At 59.5% G+C, this 22795-nt stretch carries 24 protein-coding genes; 9 read left to right on the top strand and 15 right to left on the bottom strand.

Going from position 1 to position 22795, the window contains the following annotated elements:
• Positions 1-101: 101 nt before the first annotated feature.
• Entirely contained in the window at positions 102-1004 is a 903-nt protein-coding gene (locus tag AO065_RS09040) for a peptidoglycan DD-metalloendopeptidase family protein (RefSeq protein WP_004881616.1), read from the top strand.
• A 330-nt stretch (positions 1005-1334) separates the two neighbouring features.
• On the opposite strand, the gene AO065_RS09035 is transcribed toward AO065_RS09040, so the two are convergent.
• The 3 genes from AO065_RS09035 to phoB all read right to left on the bottom strand — a co-directional run bounded on the left by AO065_RS09035 (position 1335) and on the right by phoB (position 4848).
• Entirely contained in the window at positions 1335-2675 is a 1341-nt protein-coding gene (locus AO065_RS09035) for a hemolysin family protein (protein ID WP_004881613.1), read from the bottom strand.
• 99 nt (positions 2676-2774) lie between these two features.
• Complete coding sequence (gene phoR / locus AO065_RS09030) at positions 2775-4097, bottom strand: phosphate regulon sensor histidine kinase PhoR (RefSeq protein WP_004881609.1); 1323 nt, start codon at positions 4095-4097, stop codon at positions 2775-2777.
• 61 nt (positions 4098-4158) lie between these two features.
• Positions 4159-4848 carry a phosphate regulon transcriptional regulator PhoB gene (gene phoB, locus AO065_RS09025; RefSeq protein WP_004881608.1) on the bottom strand — a complete coding sequence of 230 codons (690 nt, stop codon included), beginning with the start codon at positions 4846-4848 and terminating at the stop codon, positions 4159-4161.
• Between the two features lie 162 nt (positions 4849-5010).
• On the opposite strand from phoB, the gene AO065_RS09020 reads away from it, so the two are divergent.
• Positions 5011-5388 (top strand): COG4315 family predicted lipoprotein, encoded by a 378-nt coding sequence (locus AO065_RS09020; protein WP_004881606.1) that lies wholly within the window; start codon positions 5011-5013, stop codon positions 5386-5388.
• 20 nt (positions 5389-5408) lie between these two features.
• On the opposite strand, the gene ubiA is transcribed toward AO065_RS09020, so the two are convergent.
• Both ubiA and AO065_RS09010 read right to left on the bottom strand, forming a co-directional pair.
• The gene (gene ubiA / locus AO065_RS09015; protein ID WP_004881605.1) at positions 5409-6299 is read right to left on the bottom strand and encodes a 4-hydroxybenzoate octaprenyltransferase; all 891 of its coding nucleotides are present in this window, start codon (positions 6297-6299) and stop codon (positions 5409-5411) included.
• On the bottom strand, positions 6299-6859 hold the full coding sequence (locus AO065_RS09010; protein ID WP_032650815.1) for a chorismate--pyruvate lyase family protein: 561 nt from the start codon (positions 6857-6859) through the stop codon (positions 6299-6301). The genes ubiA and AO065_RS09010 overlap by 1 nt, the downstream gene beginning before the upstream one ends.
• Before the next feature lie 186 nt (positions 6860-7045).
• Here AO065_RS09010 and AO065_RS09005 point away from each other — a divergent pair, with 186 nt between their 5' ends.
• The 5 genes from AO065_RS09005 (at position 7046) to AO065_RS08985 (ending at position 10128) form a co-directional block, all read left to right on the top strand.
• Positions 7046-7213, top strand: a complete 168-nt coding sequence (locus tag AO065_RS09005) for a rubredoxin (RefSeq protein WP_002555879.1) — start codon at positions 7046-7048, stop codon at positions 7211-7213.
• 23 nt (positions 7214-7236) lie between these two features.
• Positions 7237-8385, top strand: coding sequence for an NAD(P)/FAD-dependent oxidoreductase (locus AO065_RS09000; protein ID WP_004881599.1), 1149 nt, complete (start codon positions 7237-7239; stop codon positions 8383-8385).
• 188 nt (positions 8386-8573) lie between these two features.
• On the top strand, positions 8574-8873 hold the full coding sequence (locus AO065_RS08995) for an HU family DNA-binding protein (RefSeq protein ID WP_004881597.1): 300 nt from the start codon (positions 8574-8576) through the stop codon (positions 8871-8873).
• 268 nt (positions 8874-9141) lie between these two features.
• The gene (locus AO065_RS08990) at positions 9142-9582 is read left to right on the top strand and encodes a hypothetical protein (RefSeq protein ID WP_004881595.1); all 441 of its coding nucleotides are present in this window, start codon (positions 9142-9144) and stop codon (positions 9580-9582) included.
• A 168-nt stretch (positions 9583-9750) separates the two neighbouring features.
• Entirely contained in the window at positions 9751-10128 is a 378-nt protein-coding gene (locus AO065_RS08985; RefSeq protein WP_004881594.1) for an SCP2 sterol-binding domain-containing protein, read from the top strand.
• On the opposite strand, the gene AO065_RS08980 is transcribed toward AO065_RS08985, so the two are convergent.
• The 10 genes from AO065_RS08980 to AO065_RS08935 all read right to left on the bottom strand — a co-directional run bounded on the left by AO065_RS08980 (position 10129) and on the right by AO065_RS08935 (position 19935).
• Positions 10129-12090 (bottom strand): DUF7844 domain-containing protein, encoded by a 1962-nt coding sequence (locus AO065_RS08980; RefSeq protein WP_004881590.1) that lies wholly within the window; start codon positions 12088-12090, stop codon positions 10129-10131.
• Complete coding sequence (locus tag AO065_RS08975; RefSeq protein WP_004881587.1) at positions 12087-12407, bottom strand: DUF2388 domain-containing protein; 321 nt, start codon at positions 12405-12407, stop codon at positions 12087-12089. The genes AO065_RS08980 and AO065_RS08975 overlap by 4 nt, the downstream gene beginning before the upstream one ends.
• Before the next feature lie 38 nt (positions 12408-12445).
• Positions 12446-12751, bottom strand: coding sequence for a DUF2388 domain-containing protein (locus tag AO065_RS08970; protein ID WP_004881586.1), 306 nt, complete (start codon positions 12749-12751; stop codon positions 12446-12448).
• 92 nt (positions 12752-12843) lie between these two features.
• Positions 12844-13164, bottom strand: coding sequence for a DUF2388 domain-containing protein (locus AO065_RS08965; RefSeq protein ID WP_004881585.1), 321 nt, complete (start codon positions 13162-13164; stop codon positions 12844-12846).
• Positions 13165-13483: 319 nt separating this feature from the next.
• Positions 13484-13699: a DUF1127 domain-containing protein gene (locus AO065_RS08960; protein ID WP_004881584.1), complete on the bottom strand. Its 216-nt coding sequence runs from the start codon at positions 13697-13699 to the stop codon at positions 13484-13486.
• Positions 13700-14019: 320 nt separating this feature from the next.
• The gene (locus AO065_RS08955) at positions 14020-15513 is read right to left on the bottom strand and encodes an acetyl-CoA hydrolase/transferase family protein (RefSeq protein WP_004881583.1); all 1494 of its coding nucleotides are present in this window, start codon (positions 15511-15513) and stop codon (positions 14020-14022) included.
• A 180-nt stretch (positions 15514-15693) separates the two neighbouring features.
• Complete coding sequence (locus AO065_RS08950) at positions 15694-17148, bottom strand: NAD(P)(+) transhydrogenase (Re/Si-specific) subunit beta (RefSeq protein ID WP_004881582.1); 1455 nt, start codon at positions 17146-17148, stop codon at positions 15694-15696.
• Complete coding sequence (locus AO065_RS08945; protein WP_004881581.1) at positions 17145-17468, bottom strand: NAD(P) transhydrogenase subunit alpha part 2; 324 nt, start codon at positions 17466-17468, stop codon at positions 17145-17147. Before AO065_RS08945 ends, AO065_RS08950 begins: the two co-directional genes overlap by 4 nt.
• A 10-nt stretch (positions 17469-17478) precedes the next feature.
• Positions 17479-18600: a Re/Si-specific NAD(P)(+) transhydrogenase subunit alpha gene (locus AO065_RS08940; protein ID WP_004881580.1), complete on the bottom strand. Its 1122-nt coding sequence runs from the start codon at positions 18598-18600 to the stop codon at positions 17479-17481.
• A 426-nt stretch (positions 18601-19026) separates the two neighbouring features.
• Complete coding sequence (locus tag AO065_RS08935; protein WP_004881579.1) at positions 19027-19935, bottom strand: LysR family transcriptional regulator; 909 nt, start codon at positions 19933-19935, stop codon at positions 19027-19029.
• A gap of 154 nt (positions 19936-20089) precedes the next feature.
• On the opposite strand from AO065_RS08935, the gene AO065_RS08930 reads away from it, so the two are divergent.
• Positions 20090-21271, top strand: a complete 1182-nt coding sequence (locus tag AO065_RS08930) for an acyl-CoA dehydrogenase (protein ID WP_004881578.1) — start codon at positions 20090-20092, stop codon at positions 21269-21271.
• Positions 21272-21283: 12 nt separating this feature from the next.
• Positions 21284-22504, top strand: a complete 1221-nt coding sequence (locus AO065_RS08925; protein ID WP_004881577.1) for a CaiB/BaiF CoA transferase family protein — start codon at positions 21284-21286, stop codon at positions 22502-22504.
• Positions 22505-22795: the final 291 nt, after the last annotated feature.

Raw genomic sequence — 22795 nt, 5'->3', positions numbered from 1 at the left:
TTTTTGACGTGCGGTCTGTTGCCGATTGATACCGTTGAGTGCTGTTCGGGCCTTAACGCTGCTAGGCTTGGCATCCATTGCCCATGAACCCGAACCTTCCGATGCTCGAACGCCTGCTGATCCTGATCGCCCTTACCCTGGCCACGCCTGTGGCCTGGGCGATCACGATCTATAAAACCACTGATGCCGATGGCGTCGTCTCATTCTCGGACCGCGCCTCGCCTGGTGCGTCCGTGATGGTGTTCCGGGACCGGATGGTGGAGCGCATCGATCAGCAGGTGCACCTGAGCATCCGGCGTGACAGGGGCGTACACAGCCTTTACGTGCGCAACGACTTGTATGCGCCGGTCGAAGTCGAGTTGAAACTGTCCAGCGTGACGAACGTGCTGGGCGTGGCAGGCTCGTCGACAACCCTGCGCCGCACGATCCCGGCACGAACCAACGAGCGTGTGGTGGTGTTGAGCCCCAAGGTGGCGAACAAGGCGATGAATTACGCGTCGATGTTGACCTCGACCCTGGGCGACCCGCGCAGCATGGCGCAGTCCTATCGTTATCCGCTGCCCTGGATCGGCGGCCCGTTTCGCCTGACCCAGGGGCCGAATGGCAAGTACAGCCACTTCGGTGTCAAAGGACGCTACGCAATGGACATCGCCATGCCCGAAGGCACGCCGATCATCGCGGCGCGTGGCGGCACGGTGATCAAGATCGAGAACAGCCAGTCAGGCCGGGGTTCGAATGCCTCGGGCAACTTCGTGCGCATCCTGCATGACGACGGCACCATGGGCGTCTACCTGCATTTGATGCAGGGTTCGGTGAGCGTCAATGAAGGGCAGCGGGTGAGGGTGGGCAGTCCACTGGCGCGCTCCGGCAATACCGGCAACAGCACCGGGCCGCACCTGCACTTCGTCGTGCAGCGCAACACCGGCCATGAACTGGTCTCCATCCCCTACGAATTCGCCCAGCCTGTGCAGAGCCTGCCCAACTTTGCGGTGGGCGGGAATTAGTCTGAAGCTCACCCTGATCGTGCCCACGCTCCGTGCGGAACGATCATTCCCGATACTGATCGTGCCCATCGCTCCGCGTTGGCATGCATCCCGTGACGCTCCGCGTCGCAAATGGCACGGATTGCGGATTCAGTAAGCCGAGCGCATGACGTGGATAACGCTGGAGCTTGGGCACACATCTGCGCCACATTCCAGAGCGGACGCGGAGCGTCCTGGGAGGCATTCCCACGCAGAGCGTGAGGAACGATCAGTGTGAGGGCTGGCATCTGTACCCGATCGTGCCCAAGCGGAGCGATGGGCACGATCAATCAAGGACTGGCGAAGCCCGCCTCAATCCAGTTTCAGCACCTTGGCCAGGACGATCTTGGGGCCTTTCATCTTTTTGATGATGATGCGCAGGCCTTCGACTTCCATCTGCTCTTCTTCTTCCGGCACCCGCTTGAGGGTTTCGTAGATCAGGCCTGCCAGGGTTTCGGCTTCGATGTGATCCAGGTCGATGCCCAGCAGACGCTCGATCTTGAACAGCGGCGTGTCGCCCCGCACCAGCAGCTTGCCCGGCTGATAGGCCAGGATGCCCCGTTCAACCTTGCGGTGTTCGTCCTGAATGTCGCCGACCAGCACCTCCAGCACGTCTTCCATGGTCAGGTAGCCGATGATCTTGCCGTCGGCTTCTTCGACCACGGCAAAGTGCGCGCCGCCCTTGCGGAACTGCTCAAGCAGTTGTGACAGCGGCATGTGCCGGGAAACGCGTTCCAGCGGGCGGGTCAGCTCGGCGAGGTTGAACGATTCGGGAAGGTGGTCCAGATCCGCCAGTTCCAACAGCAGATCCTTGATGTGCAAAAGACCGACGAACTCGCCGCGTTCGGCGTCGTATACCGGGTAACGACTGAATTTGTGGCGACGGAACAGCGCGAGAATTTCCTTGAGCGGTGCGTTGAAATCCAGCGTCACCATGTCCTCGCGGGAGTTGGCCCAGTCCACGACTTCCAGCTCGCCCATTTCCACGGCAGAGGCCAGCACGCGCATGCCTTGGTCGCTGGGGTCCTGGCCGCGGCTGGAGTGCAGAATCAGTTTCAGTTCGTCGCGGCTGTAACTGTGTTCGTGATGCGGGCCGGGTTCGCCCTGGCCGGCAATGCGCAGAATCGCGTTGGCGCTGGCGTTGAGCAGGTAGATCGCCGGGTACATGAGCCAGTAGAACAGGTACAGCGGCGCAGCAGTCCAAAGCGACAGCAGCTCCGGCTTGCGGATCGCCCAGGATTTGGGGGCCAGCTCACCGATCACGATGTGCAGGTACGAAATGATGAAGAAGGCAGTGAAGAACGAAATACCTTTGACCAGTTCCGGCGTATCGACGCCCATCGCACTGAGCAGCGGCTCCAGCAGGTGAGCGAAGGCCGGCTCACCGACCCAGCCAAGCCCCAGAGAGGCGAGGGTGATACCCAGCTGACAGGCCGACAGGTAGGCGTCGAGCTGGCCGTGTACCTTGCGCAGGATGTGTCCGCGCCAGCCGTTCTTGTCGGCAATCGCCTCGACCCGCGTGGAACGCAGTTTGACCATGGCAAATTCCGCCGCAACGAAGAAACCGTTGAGCAGAACCAGGAACAGCGCAAAAAGAATCATGCCGAAGTCGGCAAAGAGTGAAGACAGGTTGAAACTAGGGGAAGGGTCCATGGTGGGGTTTTACGGGGTCCGTTCTAACAGAATAAGAGGTGATGCTGCGCCGAAAAAGCGCCATTAACCTGGCAATGTAGCGGCTGTACAAGCGATTGCCTAGTAGTCTGAGTCGTCGCTTTCGGGTTTGGACATCTGGCTGGTGGCAAAATGGCAGGTGAAAACGCTGCCCTTGTTCGGCACGCTGTTGATTTCAAGGGTGCCGCGATGACGCAGCAGCACGTGCTTGACGATCGCCAGCCCCAGCCCTGTGCCGCCAGTATTCGACGCACGGCTGGTGTCGACCCGGTAGAAGCGCTCGGTCAGACGCGGCAGATGCTTGGTGTCGATGCCGATTCCCGAATCCTGCACACTCAGGTGCGCGCCACGCTCGTCTGTCCACCAGCGGATGCGGATAGTGCCTTCTGCAGGCGTGTACTTGACGGCGTTGAAGATCAGGTTGGAAAACGCACTGCGCAGCTCGGTTTCGCTGCCCTTGAGCCGCATCTCGCTTTCGATGCTGAGGCTGATCTGCTGATTCTTGCTGCCTGACAGCGCGTTGGCGTCGGCCTTGATGGTCTTGAGCAGGTTGCTGACGACCACCGGGTGATTGTCCGACGGGTAATCAGTGGCTTCGAGCTTGGCCAGCAGCAGCAAGTCGTTGAGCAGCGTCTGCATGCGCCCACCCTGCTGGTGCATCTGCTGCAGCGCCCGCACCCAGCGTGGATTCACTTCATCCACGTTATCGAGCAGGGTTTCCAGGTAGCCGAAGATGACCGTCAGCGGTGTGCGCAATTCATGGGAGACGTTGGCGACGAAGTCCTTGCGCATCTGCTCCAGCTGGTGGATGCGGGTGACATCACGCACCAGCATCAGGTGTTCGTTGTTGCCGTAACGGGTAATCAGCAGCTGTATGCGCAAGTGATCGTTGGTGGGCGAGGGAATTTCCAGCGGCTCGGCGTAGTTGCCTTGCGCGAAGTATTCCTTGAAGCGCGGGTGACGCACCAGATTGGTCACCGGCTGGCCGCTGTCCTGCGGCGTCTTGAGACCCAGCAGCGTTTCGGAGGCGCGGTTCCACCACTCCAGATTGCCCTCGCTGTCGAGCATGATCACCGCGTCCTTGAGGGCAGCGGTGGATTCCTGGACTCGGTCGATCACGGCCTGCAGACGGCCTCTGACACGCTGGTCGCGGCGTTGCAGGTGATAGATGCTGTCGAAGACTTCGCCCCACAGGCCGTAGCCATCCGGTGGCGGTTCGTCAGCCTTGTGGCTGCTCAGCCACTCGTGCAGGCGCAGCAGTTGCTTGAGGGTCCAGGCCAGATACAGGCCCAGTCCGATGGACAGGCTCCAGCCATACTGTCCGCTGATCAGGCCGACCAGCAGGCAGGCGGTCACCAGCAACAACATGTGGCGTATCAGCGTGCCATGCCAATTTTGGTTCAATTAAGGGTAAATCCTTGTCTGGTGCACGCTGGCCGGTGCCCTGTGTCTGCGAAAACGACTATCAGCTTTTCGTGGAAAAGCGATAGCCGGTGCCGCGCACGGTTTGTACCAGATTTTCATAAGCGTCACCCAGGGCTTTGCGCAGGCGGCGAATGTGAACATCCACAGTGCGCTCCTCGACATAAACGTTGCCGCCCCAGACCTGGTCCAGCAACTGACCACGGGTGTAGGCGCGTTCCTGATGGGTCATGAAGAATTGCAGAAGGCGGTATTCGGTCGGGCCCATTTCTGCCGGTTTGCCATCGATGGTAACGCGATGGCTGATCGGGTCGAGCAGCAGGCCACCGACTTCAATGGGCGCTTCACCGTCCGTCGGCCCGGCACGACGCAGCACGGCCTTGAGGCGCGCCACCAGTTCGCGGGGGGAAAACGGCTTGGTGATGTAATCGTCAGCGCCCACTTCCAGGCCCTGAATCTTGTTGTCTTCCTCGCCCTTGGCCGTGAGCATGATGATCGGGATATCCCCGGTCAGCTCATCGCGCTTGAGGCGACGCGCCAGTTCGATGCCTGAGGTTCCGGGCAGCATCCAGTCGAGCAGAATCAGGTCCGGCTTGCGATCAACGATGATCGCGTGGGCCTGCTGAGAGTTTTCGGCTTCGATACAGTCATAGCCGGCCATTTCCAACGCAACGGCGATCATTTCGCGAATAGGCGCTTCGTCGTCAACGATCAGAATGCTCCTGCCAACCATGCTTGAACCTCGTGTCATTTAACTGTCTTGGGGCGCATTAGATAACGGAATTATTGCAGTCGTGTGACAGGTTGGGATGAGGCTATCACGCATGCCATCGGCCGACTAAGCTGGGTGGGCTGTCTCGAACTCATTTCTACGATAAAAAAGAGGATGTACCCGATGGCTAATGTCTCTACTTCACTCAAGTGTCTGCTGGCTGCCGCCGCCCTTGTATCGTCCGCACTGGCCTTCGCAGCCGAGCCTGCCATGGAGAAGGACGGCAAACTGGTCGATCATGAAGGCATGGCGCTCTACACCTTCGATAAGGACAGCACGGGCAAATCCGCCTGTAACGATCAGTGTGCGATCAACTGGCCGCCGCTTGCCGCCGAAGCCGACAGTTCGGCCGAGGGTAAGTGGACAGTGATCACCCGTGACGACAAGACCCGGCAGTGGGCTTACGACGGCAAGCCGCTCTACACCTTCAACAGCGACACCAAGGCGGGAGAGGTCACCGGTGACGGCAAGGGCGGTGTCTGGCACGTGGCCAAACCCTGAGGCATGAAGCCATTGGGTGATCAGCGCACCGCGTAGTCGGCGACAATCCCCAGGAAGATCGCCAGCCCTGCCCAATGGTTATGGAGAAAAGCCTTGAAGCACGCGTCCCGCTCGCGCAGGCGCGTGCTCCAGAACTCCCAGGCAAAGCAGCCTGCGGCGACTGCCAGACCTGCGTAGAAACACATCCCCAGCTCGAACCGCGAACCGGCGAGCATCAGGCATCCCAGTGCCAGACCCTGCAACGTCAAAATGATCACGCGGTCCGCATCGCCGAACAGCACGGCGGTGGATTTCACACCGATCTTCAGGTCGTCGTCGCGGTCCACCATGGCGTAGTAGGTGTCGTAGCCGACCGTCCACAGCAGGTTGGCGATGTACAGCAGCCAGGCAGCTGCAGGCAAGTCGCCGGTCTCGGCCGTGAACGCCATCGGCATGCCCCACGAGAAGGCCGCACCCAGCACCACCTGCGGGTAATAGGTGTAGCGCTTCATGAAGGGGTAGCAGGCCGCCAGCGCCAGGCCGCCGAATGACAGCCAAATGGTCGCGGCATTGGTGAACAGCACCAGCACAAAGCTCAGGCCCACCAGCACCGCGAACAGAATCAGTGCTTCCCGGCCGCTGACCTTGCCGCTGACCAGGGGCCGCTGCTCGGTACGCTTCACATGGCCGTCCACCTTGCGGTCGGCGTAATCGTTGATCACGCAGCCTGCCGCGCGCATCAGGAATACACCGACCGTGAAGATCAGCACGTTTGCCAGCGACGGCGAGCCCTTGCCGGCTATCCAGAGCGCCCACAATGTCGGCCACAGCAGCAGATAGACGCCGATTGGCTTGTCGATTCGCGTCAGCTGGACGAAGTCCCAGACGCGTGGATTCAGGCGATTCAGTGATTTGAGCAACGACAGGTACATCAGACGGGTTCCTTGTTCTGAACCAGGCTCAGGAAATGCGGCAGGAAGACTTCGGCGACCAGCACGCGCAACGGGCCGCGACTGAAGCAGGAGCGGCGTGCCCACAGGCCTTTGGCAGAATCGGCAGGCGGCAGGCAGGTGGCAGGGTAACGGCAGACTTCGAGCGGGCCACGGTCGAATGCAGGGTCACTGAACAGCAACTCGCCCAGTGAACGCGATCCCAGCGTGTCCATCTGCAACCCGCCATTCTGCAGGGCGCTGCGGGCTGCCACGCTTCGAGCGAAGACCCAGCGGTCGCCATTGCCGAGCAGATACACTTCGCGAACCCAACCCTCGCTCGCCTCGGGCAGCGCCAGTGCGGCGCATTCGTCATCGCGTAATGACTGCCAGCCTTCGAACAGCGGAATGACGCTGAATCCTCCGTCGGACAGACGGTCCAAGCGACGGGTCAGGGAATCCTGATTGAACAGCCAGTCCAGAATCACCGGCGCGGGCGCATCGACCAACCGGTCGCGCTCAAGCCAGACTGGCGTCGTAAAGGCGGGGTTTTGCTGGGTCACGGTAAGCATGCGTCGGCAGTTATCGGGGCGGCGAGCTTATCACGATTGATGACCCCGACAGCCGGGGGGAAGACAGCCAGTTATATAAACGGGCTTGCATCCCGGACTGCCGATCAGTACAACGCCCCTTCAAGCGGCGAACGACCGCTGCGCCAATACTCAGCCTGATGAATAGAGAACCGAACCATGAAGAAGTGGCAATGCATTGTCTGTGGTCTGATTTACAACGAAGCCGATGGCTGGCCGGATGACGGCATCGCGCCGGGCACGCTCTGGCAGGACGTACCGGAAGACTGGCTGTGCCCCGACTGTGGCGTCGGCAAGATGGACTTTGAAATGATCGAAATCGGTTGATCCACCTCACTCGGGAAACAGCAATGAGCGCACCTGTCGTCATCATCGGTACCGGCCTTGCGGGCTACAACCTCGCTCGGGAATTTCGCAAGCTGGACAGCGAAACACCGCTGTTGCTGATCACCGCCGATGACGGCCGGTCGTACTCCAAGCCCATGCTGTCCACCGGGTTCGGCAAGAACAAGGAGGCCGACGGGTTGAGCATGGCTGAGCCTGGCGCCATGGCCGACCAGTTGAAGGCTGAAGTGCGCACGCACACGCGCATCAGCGGTATCGATCCCGGCCACAAGCGCCTGTGGATCGGTGAAGAGGCTGTGTATTACCGCGATCTGGTGCTGGCCTGGGGCGCTGAAACCATCCGCGTGCCGATCGAGGGCGACGCAGCGGATGCGGTGTTCCCGATCAACGATCTGCAGGACTACGCGCGCTTTCGGACTGCCGCTGTAGGCAAGCGCCGTGTACTGATTCTGGGTGCAGGCCTGATCGGCTGCGAATTTGCCAACGACCTGATGCTGGGCGGCTACGAAGTGGATCTGGTCGCGCCCTGTGAACACGTCATGCCAACGCTGCTGCCCGCCGCCGCCGCGGCGGCTGTGCAGACCGGGCTCGAAGGGCTGGGCGCGCGTTTCCACCTGGGGCCGGTGCTCACGCGCCTGCAACGCAGTGGTGAGGGGCTGGAGGCCCATTTGTCCGACGGTCAGGTGATTACCTGCGATCTGGTGGTGTCGGCTATCGGCCTGCGGCCCAGAATCGATCTGGCGGCAGCCGCAGGTTTGCAGACCGGACGCGGCATTCTGGTTGATCGTTATCTGCAGACGTCGCACGCCAACATTCATGCGCTGGGCGACTGCGCGGAAGTCGACGGCTTGAACCTGCTGTACGTGATGCCCCTGATGAGCTGCGCAAGAGCCTTGGCCCAGACCCTGGCCGGAACACCCACGTCGGTGAAATACGGGCCGATGCCGATCACTGTCAAGACGCCTGCCTGCCCGCTGGTGGTTTCGCCGCCTCCGCGTGGAACACAGGGTGTCTGGAGCGTCGAAGGGCAGGGCGCCGACATCAAGGCACTGTGTCACGACGCCGAGGGACAATTGCTGGGTTACGCGTTGACCGGAGCCGCCGTTATGGAAAAACTCGCCCTGAACAAGGCGTTACCTGCGTTATTGGCATAATTTCGCGTCATTTTGTCGGATAAGACACTTATTTGTACCGATAAACCTCGTCCATCCACTGGCGCAGGTAACGTCGGCATGCCATCCTCGCTCTCGTCTGCCGCTACGTAGAGCCGTCGCGGCGCCTTGTTACTGTTTGCCATAAGCAGTACGGAACATAAAAACAAAAACCGTAAAAGAGGCTTCATATGCGTAAACCACAACTTGCAGCCGCCATTGCTGAAAAGGCGGATCTGACCAAAGATCAATCCAACCGTGTTCTCAATGCCATTCTTGAAGAAATCACCGGCGCTCTGTCTCGCAAGGACAGTGTCACCCTGGTTGGCTTCGGTACATTCCTGCAACGCCATCGTGGAGCCCGTACCGGCAAGAATCCGCAAACCGGCGAACCGGTGAAAATCAAGGCAAGCAACACGGTTGCCTTCAAACCGGGCAAAGCCTTGAAAGACAGCGTCAATCCCGAGCCAGCCAAAAAGAAGAAATCCTGATAACAACGGCTTGCCTCGGCGGGAGGTGAGCAGTGAGCGACGGGTACACCAGTCAGACTGGGTGCCCGTTTTTCATGCGCGCAGAACAACCGTGGCGTCAATGTCGTCGCGTTGACCCTTCGTAAGAAGTTTCCTACTTGATTGCACTCGTCTGCCTTCCAACAGCTCAGTCTTTCCTGACTTTTTATCGTTGCTCATTCCCTTAAAGTCCCGCTCCCGCAGCTTTTCTGGCTCGCGGCGCTGAACACTAAATCTTGGGAAGTCAAAAATGAATAAGCTATGGAAGTTCGCTGCTGTTGCAACCCTGATCGCCGCCACCTCGGGCTGCGTGAGTCACAACGTGAGCCAGCCGACTGCACCACTGGAAGGCACCGTCAAAACCGATCTGAAGGCTGACGTGAAAGTGGGTGGCATCATCAGTGGTGAATCCTCGACCAACGTGCTGTTCAACTTCCTGAGCATCGGCGGTGATACCCAGTTCGCGGACGGCGTTGCCTACGGCGGCGCGAGCGGCGGCGGAATGGGCCTGGCACTTCCAGACCCTGTATCGACTGCCAAGGCTGCCGCAGCCTACAAGGCTGTCAAATCTTCCGGTGCCGACCTGATCGTTGCGCCGCGTTATGAAGTCAACGTGAAGGACTACTTCATCTTCAAGAAGGTGGACGTAAAGGTTACGGGTAACAAGGGCAGCATCAACAGCATCCGCTGATTGATCGCCGGAGTGCTGCCTTGCCTGCCAGGGCAGCACTCACGAGCTGAAACAATTGTAGCGATTCTCGCCGAAAATAAGAATTTTCCTACAGGAAACAGGCGGCCAAACCGCTACACTGCGCCGCCGATTCTGACCGCCGGTTCGAACTCTTGCTGAGGCTGTTACATGAAATTTCGCTTTCTTCTCTGGATGCTGGGCCTGTTGATGGGCCGCGCCAGTCGTAACAACCCTGCGTTCCAGCAACAGTTGGCGGGCAAGGACCTGACGTTCCAGTTGCAGACAACAGATGGCAGGATCGCCCGCCACTTCGTGGTTCGTGATCAGCGTATCCATAGTGTGAAAGGGCTGGCTGCAGAGCCTGCGTTTGCCATCTCGTTTCGCGATGCCGCATTCGGCTTTGCCACCCTGCAGGCCAAGAACAAGCAGCTGGCCTTCATGCAGGGTATTCAGGACAAGGACATTCAGATCAAGGGCAATCCGGCCCTGGTGATCTGGTTCCAGGGCCTCACCAAATATCTCAAGCCTAAAAAGAAGACCGGTTGATCAAGGCAGCTGCAATCCGCCCGATGCCTTGTGCAAGGCGCGCAGGTGATCACCCATCTGCTTGAGGTTGGCTTCGTTTGCGGCGATTTCCTTTGCACGTTCCGGACCCAGCAACGCGCGTACTTCCTTGTCGAGGTCGCCAGTCAGGCGCTTGAGTTGCTTCTGGCGCTGGCTGCTCTCGCTTTCCAGCTGTTGCCATTCCGTAGCCTGCGGCAAGCCGTAACCTCTGCTGCCGAGCAATTCTGCAGGGCGACTGAGAAAGCCGCTGCTGGCCAGCAGTTCCTGCAAGGTGCCGGTCGCTTTCGAGACGCGGCCGTCTTTCTGCTCCCGAGCCCCGAGATAGCTCTGCTTCACTTCGTCCTGGGCCAGCAGCAACTGCCGACGCAGGCTGGCCTGTTCCAGCAGCAGAATGGCGGCGCTGGTGCGTAGGTCAGCCTTGTCGAACCACTGACTGCGCTCGTGGGCGGGCAGGCTCATCCAGTCTTCGACGGTGGTCTGCCGGATCGGCAGTTGCTTCTTCAGCACCTCGAACATGGCCTGATAGCGGTCGCGATAGGAATCGAAGCGGTAGCCAAGCCGTAACGCTTCCTTGGGATCGTCCAGCACGCTGGTATCAGCCAGACCACGCCCTTTGAGCACTTCGAGCAAGCCGTTGGGCAGGATGCTGTCCAGACCGACCAGCTTGGGGTTGTGCGTACCGCTGCGAAGCAGCTTGAGGTTCTCCACCGCGCAGTTGTTCGACAGGAAGTAATAGTTGCCGTCGTAGCTCCAGTGCATTTCGGCGGCATGCTGGACCAACCCTTCGATTTCAGGGCGCGACAGCGTGATCGGTACCGACGCCAGACTGCGCAGTTCTGTCTTGGTGTACTCGTCGATTACCTGCGCCAGTGGCAGCACGAACAGTCGCGAAGGGTACGCGCCCATCAGGCCGTCCCAGCTGGATAACTGTACGTCTCCTACAAAGGCGCGGTAGGACAGGACCAAATGCTGGTCCAGGTCGAGCCGACAGTCCGGCCCGCGTGGGCGACCCGGTTTGCAGATCACCAGACGCAACATGCTGTGGCCCCAGCGGCTCACCCAGTTCTGATTCGCCTCGGCCAACAGGTAGTCGACGGCGTAGACCCGTTCAGGGTCCAGCTTGCCCAGAGGCTCGCGGCCAAAATCACTGCCCGCGTTCAGGTACGGATAGAAGGTGGGGCAGGTCTCTTTTGCAGCAGGTGCCCAGCCGAAACGCTCCTTGTAGTAGGCGTACAGCGCAGGGCGACGGCAGGCGTAAGCCGGGTCGAGCAGGAAGTACTCCATGTTCACTGCCACGAACTCGAGCGGGCTGGTGGTCTCGTAGATGTCGGGACTGCGGGCAACCTGACCGTTATGTTCTTCTCGTTCGCCACGGCGTCCGACGTACTGCTGCCAGCCGGCAAGGTCCAGCAGGCGAGGGTCATCGCTCAGGGTAAAACGTCGCTCGGTCTGGCCACGGCAGTCATCGGGCAGGCCGACATTACCCAGCGAGCTGCCGCGGCGTGAACAGCGCACCAGCGTCGCCCGCTCACTCACAGACCACAGGCGTGCACGATCATAAATATGGGTCAGTTCATGCAGAACGGTGGCGAGCATTTCCCGGCGTACCGTGCCGTGCGGCCGACCGGTCTGTGTCGTCGCGGCAGAGCCGTCCGTCAGCGCAGGCAGAAGGTGGGTGTTGAGGTACAACTGATAAGGGCCTGCCGCCTGGCCGTAGGCATTCTGCGGCATGTCACTGGACCAGCTCACGTTGACGGTGCGGTCCAGAGACTCGACAAAGCTTGGCGGCAGAGCGCGCATGGCCTCGTCGATCAGCGCCTGGCTGGCTTGCTGTTGGGCCGCATCAAGGCCGTTGGTCTGCAGCTCAAGCTTCAGGCTGGCTGAAGCATAAGTCCCGACCAGCGACAATGCGCCGGCAAGCAGCCAGACGCCAAGTCGCCTCACAGTGCGAGGATGGCTTCAGCCAGTGTCTGGTCGCTGGCATCGCGCGCTTCCGGCACGCGGGCACGCAGCGTATCGAAGGCCGCGTCGAGCTGGGCGCCATGGATGTCGCCGTTGCTGGCGACGTAGCTGGCTGCATCGTCCCGGGCTTCGCGCACGACTTTGGAATCGCGGATCGAGGTGGTGGTGTCCGAGGTGAAGTCGATGGTACGACCGAACGCACGGACAATGATGTTACTCGTGGCAACAACGGTCTGAGCCTGGGCCAGGTCGGCCATCAGCAGCAGGCCAAGGGAAACAGCAATCAGCGGCGTACGCATGTCAGTAACATCTCCAGTTACGCAGAAGGGCAAAGTGGCTATTGGACGAGGATTGCCTGCGCCAGTTCAAGGTCGCTGGCACGAAGTTTTTCATCAGCCTGGCGCAGGCTGCGCAAGGCCGATTCGAGTCGTGCCCCGCGTATCCGACCGTCGCTGGCGATAAACGCAGCAGCATCATCCTGAGCTGCCATGACCTGCTTGTTATCGAACGGTGAGCTGCTGACCTGGCTGGTGGCATACCCGGTCTTGACCAGGCCCTGCGTGGTTGAGTCGAAGGCATGGGCAGAACCCGTCCACACAAGGCTGGCGAGAGAAACGAGCAAAAGAGAGTGCAATGAACGCATGGCTTTCACGTACCGGCAAAACAGGCGTCAAGGCTAGCGCAATGCTCTAGCCGGAGCTACCCCGGCAGCTTGCAGGCCGCCGGAAGCACTCGTCAGATGGCCAGGATGGCCTGAGCCAGCTGAGCATCGGTGGCTTGCAGTTCAGGCAACTGCTGACGGATGTGCTGGAAGGCGCCTTCCAGTTGCGCACCGCGGATATCGCCGGCGCTGGCCACGAAGCTGGCGGCATCGTCACGTGCTGCGCGAACGATCTTGTCGTCCTTGAACGAAGACGAAATATCGGAGGTCGCATCGGTCGATGCCGCGACAGCGCCGACGACTGTGTCGGTTGTTACGATGAAGCTGGAGGCGTTGGCGCTTGCGGCAGCGGCGGTCAGCAGAACGGCAGCGCCAAAGGTACGTAGCAGGGACATGGTCGAATTCCGTCAGATGGAGTTGCAGGCAGAAGTTGCGGGAGGCACGGGATGTGTACCAGGCCGATCAGGCGTCCAGCCTATATCAGCGCTGACCGGCTTGCTATTGCTATACCGCGTTGAAACGCCATACGGCATACATGAAATGGTAACTGTACTGGCTTTATTTTGTAACATTTAAAACTGTACTTGTTTTGCTTTTGAAATCCTTGCCGCACAAATGACAAGACCCGATTCAGTTGCCTGAATCGGGTCTTGTATGAAGCAATTCGGGTTGCTGGCGGGAGACTTCAGCAGTCTGGGGCCAGCGGGCGCTGCATTAGCGCCAGAACGGCTTGCTCAGCTCTTCGTAACGCTGTGCTTCGCTGATACCTGCGTCGGCCAGCAAACGTGCATCCAGGCGAGCCAGTTGATGGCGGCTGGAGAGACGACGCTGCCAGAGCATCAGGTTGGCGAACATGCGCAGAGGCAAGGACGATTTGGCAGTAGTGGCGGTGCTTTCGCTGAACAGATCGGAACTGATTGTACGTTCCATGGTGTGACTTCCTTCCGCTTGTGGCGGGATAAGTGAGTTGCTTGACTGGTGCCCATTCTCCGCTTGATTGGCCAGCCCCAATAGACACAGTTCATCTGTATTGTGAGGGTTCAGTTAACTGTTTATAGGGACTGTTTTGTTCGTTATTGGGGCAACTGTACCGGTCTGCACATTTTTAGTGCATTTTGCAGTGGGCCGCACTGAATCTGACTCACCTCAGGCTACTTTTGACCAGTACAGCAGTACAGTTTTTTCAAGTACAGGGAATAACAGTGGAAAGGTGGGCAATAAAACCATTTACTCACCTCCAACTGTCTTGTTCAGACGGGCAACATGCGACCGGTCTCTTCCAGATTCAGGTGCCAACTCAGTGCGTCGCGCAGTATGTGAGGCGTATGGCCACCGCGCTGGCAGGCGGCGTTGAAATAGTCGTTCAGCGCAGCGCGATAATCAGGATGAACACAGTTGTCGATGATCACCCGGGCGCGCTCACGCGGCGCCAGGCCACGCAGATCCGCCAGACCCTGTTCAGTCACCAGAATGTCCACATCGTGCTCGGTGTGATCGACATGGCTCACCATCGGCACCACACTGGAAATCGAGCCGCCCTTGGCAATCGACTTGGTTACGAAGATGGCCAGATGCGCGTTGCGTGAGAAGTCGCCGGAGCCGCCGATGCCATTCATCATTCGCGTGCCGCAGACATGGGTGGAGTTCACGTTGCCGTACAGATCGAACTCCAATGCCGTGTTGATCCCGATGATGCCCAGGCGGCGAATGACTTCCGGGTGATTGGAGATTTCCTGCGGGCGCAACACCAGCCTGGATTTGTAGCGGTTGAAGTCGGCAAACACCTGAGCGTGCTTGGAGGCTGAAAGCGTCATGGAGCTGCCCGAGGCAAAGCTCAATTTGCCTGCATCGAACAGATCGAAGGTGGAATCCTGCAACACCTCCGAGTACATGGTCATGTCATGAAAGGGCGAATCCAGCAAACCGTGCATCACTGCGTTGGCAATGGTCCCGATGCCTGCCTGTAACGGCATCAGCGTGTTGGTCAGCCGATCCTCACGCACTTCATTCTTGAAGAACTCCACCAGGTGTTGGGCGATGGCCTGGGTTTCCACATCCGGTGGCAACACGGTGGACGGGGAGTCAGGCTGGTTGCTGATGACAATGCCGACAATCTTGGCCGGATCGATCTTCACTGCATGGCTGCCAATCCGCGAATCGGCTTCCAGCACCGGAATCGGCAGGCGCGTAGGGCGGTAGCTCGGAATGTAGACGTCATGCAGGCCTTCCAGCTCAAGCGGCTGGGCCAGGTTGATCTCGACGATCACCTGTTTGGCGAGAATGGCGAAGCTGCCGGAGTTTCCCACCGAAGTGCTCAACACCAGATGACCGTCCTCGGTGATGGCGACGCATTCGATCACGGCCAGGTCGACCGCCTTGATCTGGCGATTGCGCAGTTGCTCGACGGTATCGGACAGGTGCTGATCGATGAACATGACGGTGCCGTCGTTGATGGCGCGGCGCAACGTGCTGTCCACCTGGAACGGCATGCGCCGGGAAAGCACACCGGATTCGGTCAGTTGCTTGTCCAGATCGTTGCCCAGGCTGGCGCCTGTCATCAGGCTGATCTTCAGTGGCGAGGTCTTGGCGCGTTCGGCCAGTGCCTGGGGAACGGCTTTGGCTTCGCCTGCGCGGGTGAAGCCACTCATGCCGACGGTCATGCCATCTTCGATCAGGGCAGCGGCGTCGGCTGCGCTCATTACCTTGCTCATCAGGGAGGGCAGGCGGATACGGTCACGGTACATGGATTCTTTCTCGGAGGTGGAGACGAGCGACAAGTCTAGAGAGTCGGGCCTTGTTCGTCCCGCTACCATGGTCGCATTTGAGGGCTCTAATTAGCGGGTCTCAGCGCAAAACACTGTTACGTGAAATGCAAAAAGCCCCGGTCGCAACGCGAGCCGGGGCTGTGCTGAAGCAGATGCAGGCTATGCGTTATCGACCGCCTTCACCATGTCCTCGATCACCTTTTTGGCGTCTCCGAACACCATCATGGTTTTGTCCAGATAGAACAGTTCGTTATCCAGACCGGCGTAGCCGCTGGCCATCGAGCGCTTGTTGACGATGATGGTCTTCGCCTTGAACGCTTCGAGGATCGGCATTCCGGCAATCGGCGATTTCGGATCGTTCTTGGCGGCCGGGTTGACCACGTCGTTGGCGCCGAGCACCAACACGACGTCTGCCTGACCGAACTCGGAGTTGATGTCGTCCATCTCGAACACCTGGTCGTAAGGCACTTCCGCCTCGGCCAGCAGCACGTTCATGTGGCCTGGCATGCGGCCTGCCACCGGATGGATCGCGTATTTCACCGTGACGCCGTGGTGCACCAGCTTCTCGGTCAGCTCCTTGAGCGCGTGCTGGGCGCGTGCCACTGCCAGACCATAGCCCGGCACGATGATGACCGTGTCGGCATTGGTCAGCAGGAAGGTGGCGTCATCCGCCGAGCCGGATTTCACCGGGCGTGCTTCCTTGGCACCCGCCGGGCCAGCCGTGTCCGTTGCGCCACCGAAGCCGCCGCCGATCACATTGAAGAAGGAGCGGTTCATCGCCTTGCACATGATGTACGACAGGATCGCGCCGGACGAGCCCACCAGCGAGCCGGCGATGATCAGCATCGAGTTGTTCAGCGAGAAGCCGATGCCCGCCGCCGCCCAGCCCGAATAGCTGTTGAGCATCGAGACCACCACCGGCATGTCGGCCCCGCCAATCGGGATGATCAGCAGAACGCCGATCACGAATGCCAGGGCGAGCATGATGGCGAACGCGGTCAGGCTCCCGGTGAACATGAATGTCAGACCGAAGAACAGTGTGGCCAGGCCGAGAATCAGGTTCAGCTTGTGCTGTCCGGCAAACTGTACGGGTGCGCCCTGAAACAGGCGGAATTTGTACTGGCCTGACAGCTTGCCGAACGCAATCACCGAACCGGAGAAGGTGATCGCACCAATCGCCGCGCCGAGAAACAGTTCCAGACGATTGCCGGTCGGGATGGCGTCGCCCAGGTTGCGAACGATACCCAGCGACTGGGGCTCGACCACCGCCGCGATGGCAATGAACACCGCTGCCAGACCGATCATGCTGTGCATGAAGGCCACCAGCTCCGGCATCTTGGTCATCTCGACGCGCTTGGCCATGATCGAACCGGCTGTGCCGCCGACCAACAGGCCGACGACTATATAGCCGATCCCCGCGCTGGTGCCTTCAGCGGTCGACAAGGCCGCGAGCTTGAACACCAGGCCGATCGTTGTGATGACTGCCAGCCCCATGCCCAGCATGCCGAACAGGTTGCCACGGCGCGAAGTCGTCGGGTGGGACAGGCCTTTGAGTGCCTGGATGAAGCAGATCGACGCGATCAGATACAGCAGCGTCACCAGATTCATACTCATGGTTTTTGCACCTCGTCTTTCGCTTTAGGTGCCTTTTTCTTGAACATTTCCAGCATTCGCCGGGTAACCAGAAAGCCGCCGAACACGTTGACCGCGGCCAGCGCGACCGCCAGCGTGCCCATGGTCTTGCCCAATGGCGTGACCGTGAGCGCGGCGGCGAGCATCGCGCCAACGATCACGATGGCAGAGATGGCATTGGTCACGGCCATCAATGGCGTGTGCAGCGCAGGCGTCACGTTCCAGACCACGTGGTAGCCAACATAGATCGCCAGCACGAAAATGATCAGGTTGTAGATGCCAGGGGAGATCAACTCTTCCATTGGTGTGTCCTCAGCCGTTCTTGCGGATGACCTGGCCGTCGCGGCACATCAGGCACGCGGCGACGATGTCGTCTTCCAGGTTGATCGAGAATGCCCCGTCCTTGTCGAACAGCAGCTTCATGAAGTCCAGCAGGTTGCGCGCATACAGCGCCGAGGCATCGGCGGCGACCAGCGCTGGCAGATTGGTGTGGCCGACGATGGTCACGCCATGCTCGATCGTGACCTGATCCGCTACGGTGAGCGGGCAGTTGCCACCTTGCGCGGCAGCGAGGTCGATCACCACGGAGCCCGGTTTCATCTGTGCCACGGTCTCGGCGCTCAGGAGTACCGGTGCCTTGCGGCCGGGGATCAGCGCGGTGGTGATGACGATGTCCGAAAGCTTTGCGCGTTCATGCACGGCGACAGCCTGACGCTGCATCCAGCTGGCGGGCATGGGACGCGCGTAGCCGCCGACGCCTTCAGCGCATTCGCGCTCTTCGTCGGTCTCGTAAGGGACATCAATGAATTTCGCACCCAGCGATTCGATCTGCTCTTTCACAGCCGGTCGCACGTCCGACGCTTCGACCACTGCACCCAGACGCTTGGCAGTGGCGATCGCCTGCAGGCCGGCCACACCTGCGCCGAGGATCAGCACCCTGGCCGCTTTCACCGTTCCGGCGGCTGTCATGAGCATCGGCATGAAGCGCGGGTAGTGATGAGCGGCGAGCAGGACGGCCTTGTAACCGGCAATGTTGGCCTGCGACGACAGCACGTCCAGGCTCTGTGCTCGCGAGGTTCTTGGAGCGGCTTCAAGCGCGAAGGCGGTAATGCCACGCTCGGCCATCCGGGCGATGTTCTCGTTATTGAAGGGGTTGAGCATCCCGATCACGATCGTGCCGCTCTTTATAAGCGTCAGTTCGCTTTCATTCGGGGCCACGACCTTGAGGATAAGCTCGCTGGCGAAGGTGTCGTCGGCCCCACGAATGGTGGCGCCTGCGGCCTCATAGGCACTGTCCGGTACGCTGGCATGAATGCCTGCTCCGCTTTGTACAGTGACGCTATGTCCCTGGCTGATCAGCTTCTTGATGGTCTCCGGGGTGGCAGCCACCCGGGTTTCACCTGACTGGGTTTCGAGAGGAACACCAATGTGCACGACAGAATCTCCTGCGCGATCTTTTTATCTTCATGAATAAACCAGTGCACTACGGCTGGTGCGTCTGGAGTAGCCGGTCAGCACGCCCCTGAATACAGGGAGCGCCGCATTTTGCAGGCGAAGTCAAAGGGCTTCAACACATTCTGTAACGAGACTGAAAATTAACTACAAGTCATCCTGTGACCTATTGTCGCACAGGTCGCCTTCAGGCCTTTGTTTACGGGGCTTTTCTGAGTTTATAGCTGGATTTGGCTAAAGGCCGACGTTTTTCCTGCACGCAGCCGCAAACCCTGAAAAACGGGCCTTAACCCCTATAAATAGAAGGTTTAAGGCATTGTTGAGCGTTATCGTACAACTGTTGTGTATGCGACATATGCTTATATCTGTAGGTGATAAGCATCATGCACTACGCCCTGTGACAGAGGCTCAAGCCCTTACGGATGGCAGCGTGTAGCCATTTGCTTGATCAATGAGCCAGTCGCGGAAAGCGCGCAATGATGCTGATTCGACTTTTCGGTCCGGAATCATCAAGTGATAAGCCTTGTTACTCGGTAACGAACGGGCGTTGGCAATCACAAGGCGTTTTTCATGCAGCTCGCGCTGAATGAGGAAGGGTGGGATCAGCGCCACGCCCATGTCGTGCATGGCGGCTTGCGCAAGCATGGAGAACAGCTCGTAGCGAGGGCCTGTCATGTCGCGTGCGATGTTGAGGTTCTGAGCGTTGAACCACTGTCGCCAGGCGTAGGGGCGCGTGGTTTGCTGAAGCAGCGGCAGTTCGGCCAGCTCGCTCGCATCGAGATGCTCGCGGCCTTGCATGAAGGTGGGGCTGCAGACGGGCATGGAGTTCTCACTCATCAGCCGATGTGCTTCGGTGCCCGACCACTCGGCATCGCCAAAGTAGATCGCGGCGTCGAAGTCGGTATCGGCGAACAGGAACGGACGTGTGCGATTGGTGAGGTTGACAGTCACTTCAGGGTGCCTGTTTTGGAAGTCCCTCAGGCGAGGCAGCAGCCACTGAGTGCCGAAGGTCGGCACCACGGCAAGCTCGATGACGCTCGTTCCCTGCTGACCCATGATCGACAGCGTGTCGCGCTCCACGGCATCTAGCTGCAGGGCGACCCGACGGCTGTAGGAAAGTCCGGCTTCCGTCAGCTTCACGCCGCGCCGTGAGCGCCGGAAAAGCTCGAGGCCAAGAAACGCTTCCAGACTACCGATCTGTCGGCATACGGCCCCTTGGGTAAGCGACAGTTCCTCGGCGGCCCTGGTGAAGCTCTCGTGGCGCGCGGCAGACTCGAAGCTGATCAGTGCGGTGGTGCTGGGTATCTTGCGTCTCATGTACGGTGTCCTCACTGATCGCTCTGATTTTTCGAGCTTTACAACGTTTCGGAGTGAGAAATTAGCACAACAGGTTGAGGAATCCTCGTTTGTCGATGCGGCGATCCGGGTCTAGGATCAGGCACACACCATTCGGGTCACGTGAGGGCAGGTTATGAGCGGCAAAGCGAGTTTCAACTGGATCGATCCTCTTTTGCTGGATCAGCAGCTCACTGAAGAAGAGCGCATGGTTCGTGACAGCGCCGAACAGTTCGCCCAGAGCAAGCTTGCCCCACGAGTACTGGAAGCCTTTCGGCATGAGCAGACCGATCCGGCCATCTTTCGCGAGATGGGCGAAATGGGATTGCTGGGCGCGACCATTCCAGAGGAGTTTGGTGGTAGCGGCCTCAACTACGTGTGCTATGGCCTTATTGCCCGTGAGGTCGAGCGTATCGACTCCGGTTACCGCTCCATGATGAGCGTGCAATCTTCGCTGGTCATGGTGCCCATCAACGAGTTCGGTACGCAGGCGCAGAAACAGAAGTACCTGCCCAAGCTGGCCTCCGGCGAATGGATTGGCTGTTTCGGTCTGACCGAGTCCAACCACGGTTCCGATCCGGGCGCCATGATCACCCGAGCCAGGAGTGTCGAGGGCGGCTATCGCCTGACCGGCAGCAAGATGTGGATCACCAATAGCCCGATTGCCGACGTGTTCGTGGTCTGGGCGAAGGATGACGCGGGTGATATCCGCGGCTTCGTTCTCGAGAAAGGCTGGGCGGGTCTCAGCGCTCCGGCGATCCACGGCAAGGTCGGTCTGCGGGCCTCCATCACCGGCGAGATCGTGATGGATAACGTATTCGTGCCCGAAGAGAACATCTTTCCGGACGTGCGCGGGCTCAAGGGGCCGTTCACTTGCCTGAACTCGGCACGCTACGGTATTTCCTGGGGGGCTTTGGGGGCTGCGGAGTTCTGCTGGCACACGGCGCGTCAGTACACGCTTGATCGTCAGCAATTTGGTCGGCCTCTGGCGGCCAATCAGTTGATCCAGAAGAAACTGGCTGACATGCAGACCGAAATCACGCTGGCCCTGCAGGGCTGCCTGCGTCTGGGGCGTATGAAAGATGAGGGAACCGCTGCGGTGGAAATCACCTCGATCATGAAGCGCAACTCCTGCGGCAAGTCTCTGGATATCGCACGCATGGCGCGTGACATGCTTGGCGGTAACGGCATCTCCGACGAGTTTGGTATCGCACGCCATTTGGTCAATCTGGAAGTGGTCAATACCTACGAAGGCACGCATGACGTGCATGCGCTGATTCTGGGTCGTGCGCAGACCGGCATTCAGGCCTTCTATTAAGGAGGGTGGACCATGGGCGCGCTTTCTCATATCCGGGTGCTGGATCTGTCGCGTGTGCTGGCCGGTCCTTGGGCAGGGCAGATCCTTGCCGACCTGGGTGCGGATGTCATCAAGGTCGAGCGGCCGGTGTGCGGCGACGACACCCGCTCATGGGGGCCGCCGTTTCTGAAGGATGAGACCGGGCAGAATACAACCGAGGCCGCTTACTACCTGTCGGCCAATCGGAACAAGCAATCGGTGACCATCGACTTCACGCGCCCTGAAGGTCAGCGGCTGGTGCGCGAGCTGGTGGCGAAGTCCGACATCGTGATCGAGAATTTCAAGGTGGATGGGCTGGCGGCCTATGGTCTGGACTATGCGTCGTTAAAGGCTGTGAATCCGAAGCTTATCTATTGCTCCATCACCGGGTTTGGTCAGACAGGTCCTTATGCGAAGCGCGCGGGCTATGATTTCATGATTCAAGGGCTGGGCGGCTTGATGAGCCTGACTGGCCGACCTGATGGCGATGAAGGTGGCGGACCTGTAAAGGTAGGAGTGGCGCTGACTGACATATTGACCGGGTTGTATTCGACGACCGCTATTCTTGCTGCGCTCGCTCATCGTGATCAAAGCGGCGTGGGTCAGTACATCGATATGGCATTGCTGGATGTGCAGGTCGCCTGCCTTGCCAATCAGGCCATGAATTACCTAACGACTGGAGTCGCGCCAAAGCGGCTGGGTAATGCCCATCCGAACATCGTGCCGTATCAGGACTTCCCCACTGCCGATGGGGATTTCATCCTCACTGTAGGTAACGACAGCCAGTTCCGTAAGTTTGCCGAGGTGGCGGGGCAGTCGCAGTGGGCGACAGATCCTCGGTTCCTGACTAACAAGCTGCGCGTGGCCAATCGGAGTGAGCTGATACCGCTGATACGCCAGGCGACCGTGTTCAAGACGACGGCACAGTGGGTGGATGAGTTGGAGGCGGCAGGCGTGCCTTGTGGGCCGGTCAACGATCTGGCGCAGGTGTTTGACGATCCCCAGGTGCTTGCCCGCGGACTCGCTATTGAGTTGCCGCATGCATTGGGTGGTCGTGTGGCGCAGGTGGCCAGCCCGATCCGATTGTCCGAGACACCGGTGGAGTATCGGCGCGCGCCTCCCTTGCTGGGGGAGCATACAGCGCAGGTTCTGCAGACGTTGCTCGGTATGAGTGGGGATGAGGTGGCGGCTCTCAAGGAGGCGGGCGTGTTGTAGCTATATATAGATAGGCCGGGTTTTGGTCGTCTCTATATAGCTATAGGCTTGGGATCCACTAATTTCATCTGATTTGAAAATAACGGTTGACGCGCTCGGNGAGGTGTCTATAATTCGCCCCACTTCCGGCGCAGACGGAAACGAAAAAGCCTTGTAGTTCAATGAGTTACAAGGGTTTATCGGATGAGGTCAGCGAGGAAGTAGGTCGAGTTTGTCTGAGTCGACAGCGGTGAGAAAAAAGAGTTTGACACGCGGTTGTAACGCTGTAGAATTCGCCTCCCGCTGACGAGC

Origin of the sequence: Pseudomonas viridiflava, from assembly GCF_001642795.1 — a bacterium.
GTDB lineage: Bacteria > Pseudomonadota > Gammaproteobacteria > Pseudomonadales > Pseudomonadaceae > Aquipseudomonas > Aquipseudomonas viridiflava.
This window is presented reverse-complemented; position numbering and strand designations above follow the sequence as displayed.

Excerpts from the sequence above, each read along its gene's own strand:
- AO065_RS08970 (WP_004881586.1), bottom strand. The coding sequence starts at position 12,751 with ATGCGTTCATTGCACTCTCTTTTGCTCGTTTCTCTCGCCAGCCTTGTG.
- AO065_RS08985 (WP_004881594.1), top strand. The coding sequence starts at position 9,751 with ATGAAATTTCGCTTTCTTCTCTGGATGCTGGGCCTGTTGATGGGCCGC.
- AO065_RS08955 (WP_004881583.1), bottom strand. The coding sequence starts at position 15,513 with ATGTACCGTGACCGTATCCGCCTGCCCTCCCTGATGAGCAAGGTAATG.
- AO065_RS08930 (WP_004881578.1), top strand. The coding sequence starts at position 20,090 with ATGAGCGGCAAAGCGAGTTTCAACTGGATCGATCCTCTTTTGCTGGAT.
- AO065_RS09000 (WP_004881599.1), top strand. The coding sequence starts at position 7,237 with ATGAGCGCACCTGTCGTCATCATCGGTACCGGCCTTGCGGGCTACAAC.
- AO065_RS08935 (WP_004881579.1), bottom strand. The coding sequence starts at position 19,935 with ATGAGACGCAAGATACCCAGCACCACCGCACTGATCAGCTTCGAGTCT.
- AO065_RS08960 (WP_004881584.1), bottom strand. The coding sequence starts at position 13,699 with ATGGAACGTACAATCAGTTCCGATCTGTTCAGCGAAAGCACCGCCACT.
- AO065_RS08945 (WP_004881581.1), bottom strand. The coding sequence starts at position 17,468 with ATGGAAGAGTTGATCTCCCCTGGCATCTACAACCTGATCATTTTCGTG.
- AO065_RS08990 (WP_004881595.1), top strand. The coding sequence starts at position 9,142 with ATGAATAAGCTATGGAAGTTCGCTGCTGTTGCAACCCTGATCGCCGCC.
- phoB (WP_004881608.1), bottom strand. The coding sequence starts at position 4,848 with ATGGTTGGCAGGAGCATTCTGATCGTTGACGACGAAGCGCCTATTCGC.
- AO065_RS08975 (WP_004881587.1), bottom strand. The coding sequence starts at position 12,407 with ATGCGTACGCCGCTGATTGCTGTTTCCCTTGGCCTGCTGCTGATGGCC.
- AO065_RS08925 (WP_004881577.1), top strand. The coding sequence starts at position 21,284 with ATGGGCGCGCTTTCTCATATCCGGGTGCTGGATCTGTCGCGTGTGCTG.
- ubiA (WP_004881605.1), bottom strand. The coding sequence starts at position 6,299 with ATGTACCTGTCGTTGCTCAAATCACTGAATCGCCTGAATCCACGCGTC.
- AO065_RS09020 (WP_004881606.1), top strand. The coding sequence starts at position 5,011 with ATGGCTAATGTCTCTACTTCACTCAAGTGTCTGCTGGCTGCCGCCGCC.
- AO065_RS09040 (WP_004881616.1), top strand. The coding sequence starts at position 102 with ATGCTCGAACGCCTGCTGATCCTGATCGCCCTTACCCTGGCCACGCCT.
- AO065_RS08995 (WP_004881597.1), top strand. The coding sequence starts at position 8,574 with ATGCGTAAACCACAACTTGCAGCCGCCATTGCTGAAAAGGCGGATCTG.
- AO065_RS09005 (WP_002555879.1), top strand. The coding sequence starts at position 7,046 with ATGAAGAAGTGGCAATGCATTGTCTGTGGTCTGATTTACAACGAAGCC.
- AO065_RS08950 (WP_004881582.1), bottom strand. The coding sequence starts at position 17,148 with ATGAGTATGAATCTGGTGACGCTGCTGTATCTGATCGCGTCGATCTGC.
- AO065_RS08965 (WP_004881585.1), bottom strand. The coding sequence starts at position 13,164 with ATGTCCCTGCTACGTACCTTTGGCGCTGCCGTTCTGCTGACCGCCGCT.
- AO065_RS09035 (WP_004881613.1), bottom strand. The coding sequence starts at position 2,675 with ATGGACCCTTCCCCTAGTTTCAACCTGTCTTCACTCTTTGCCGACTTC.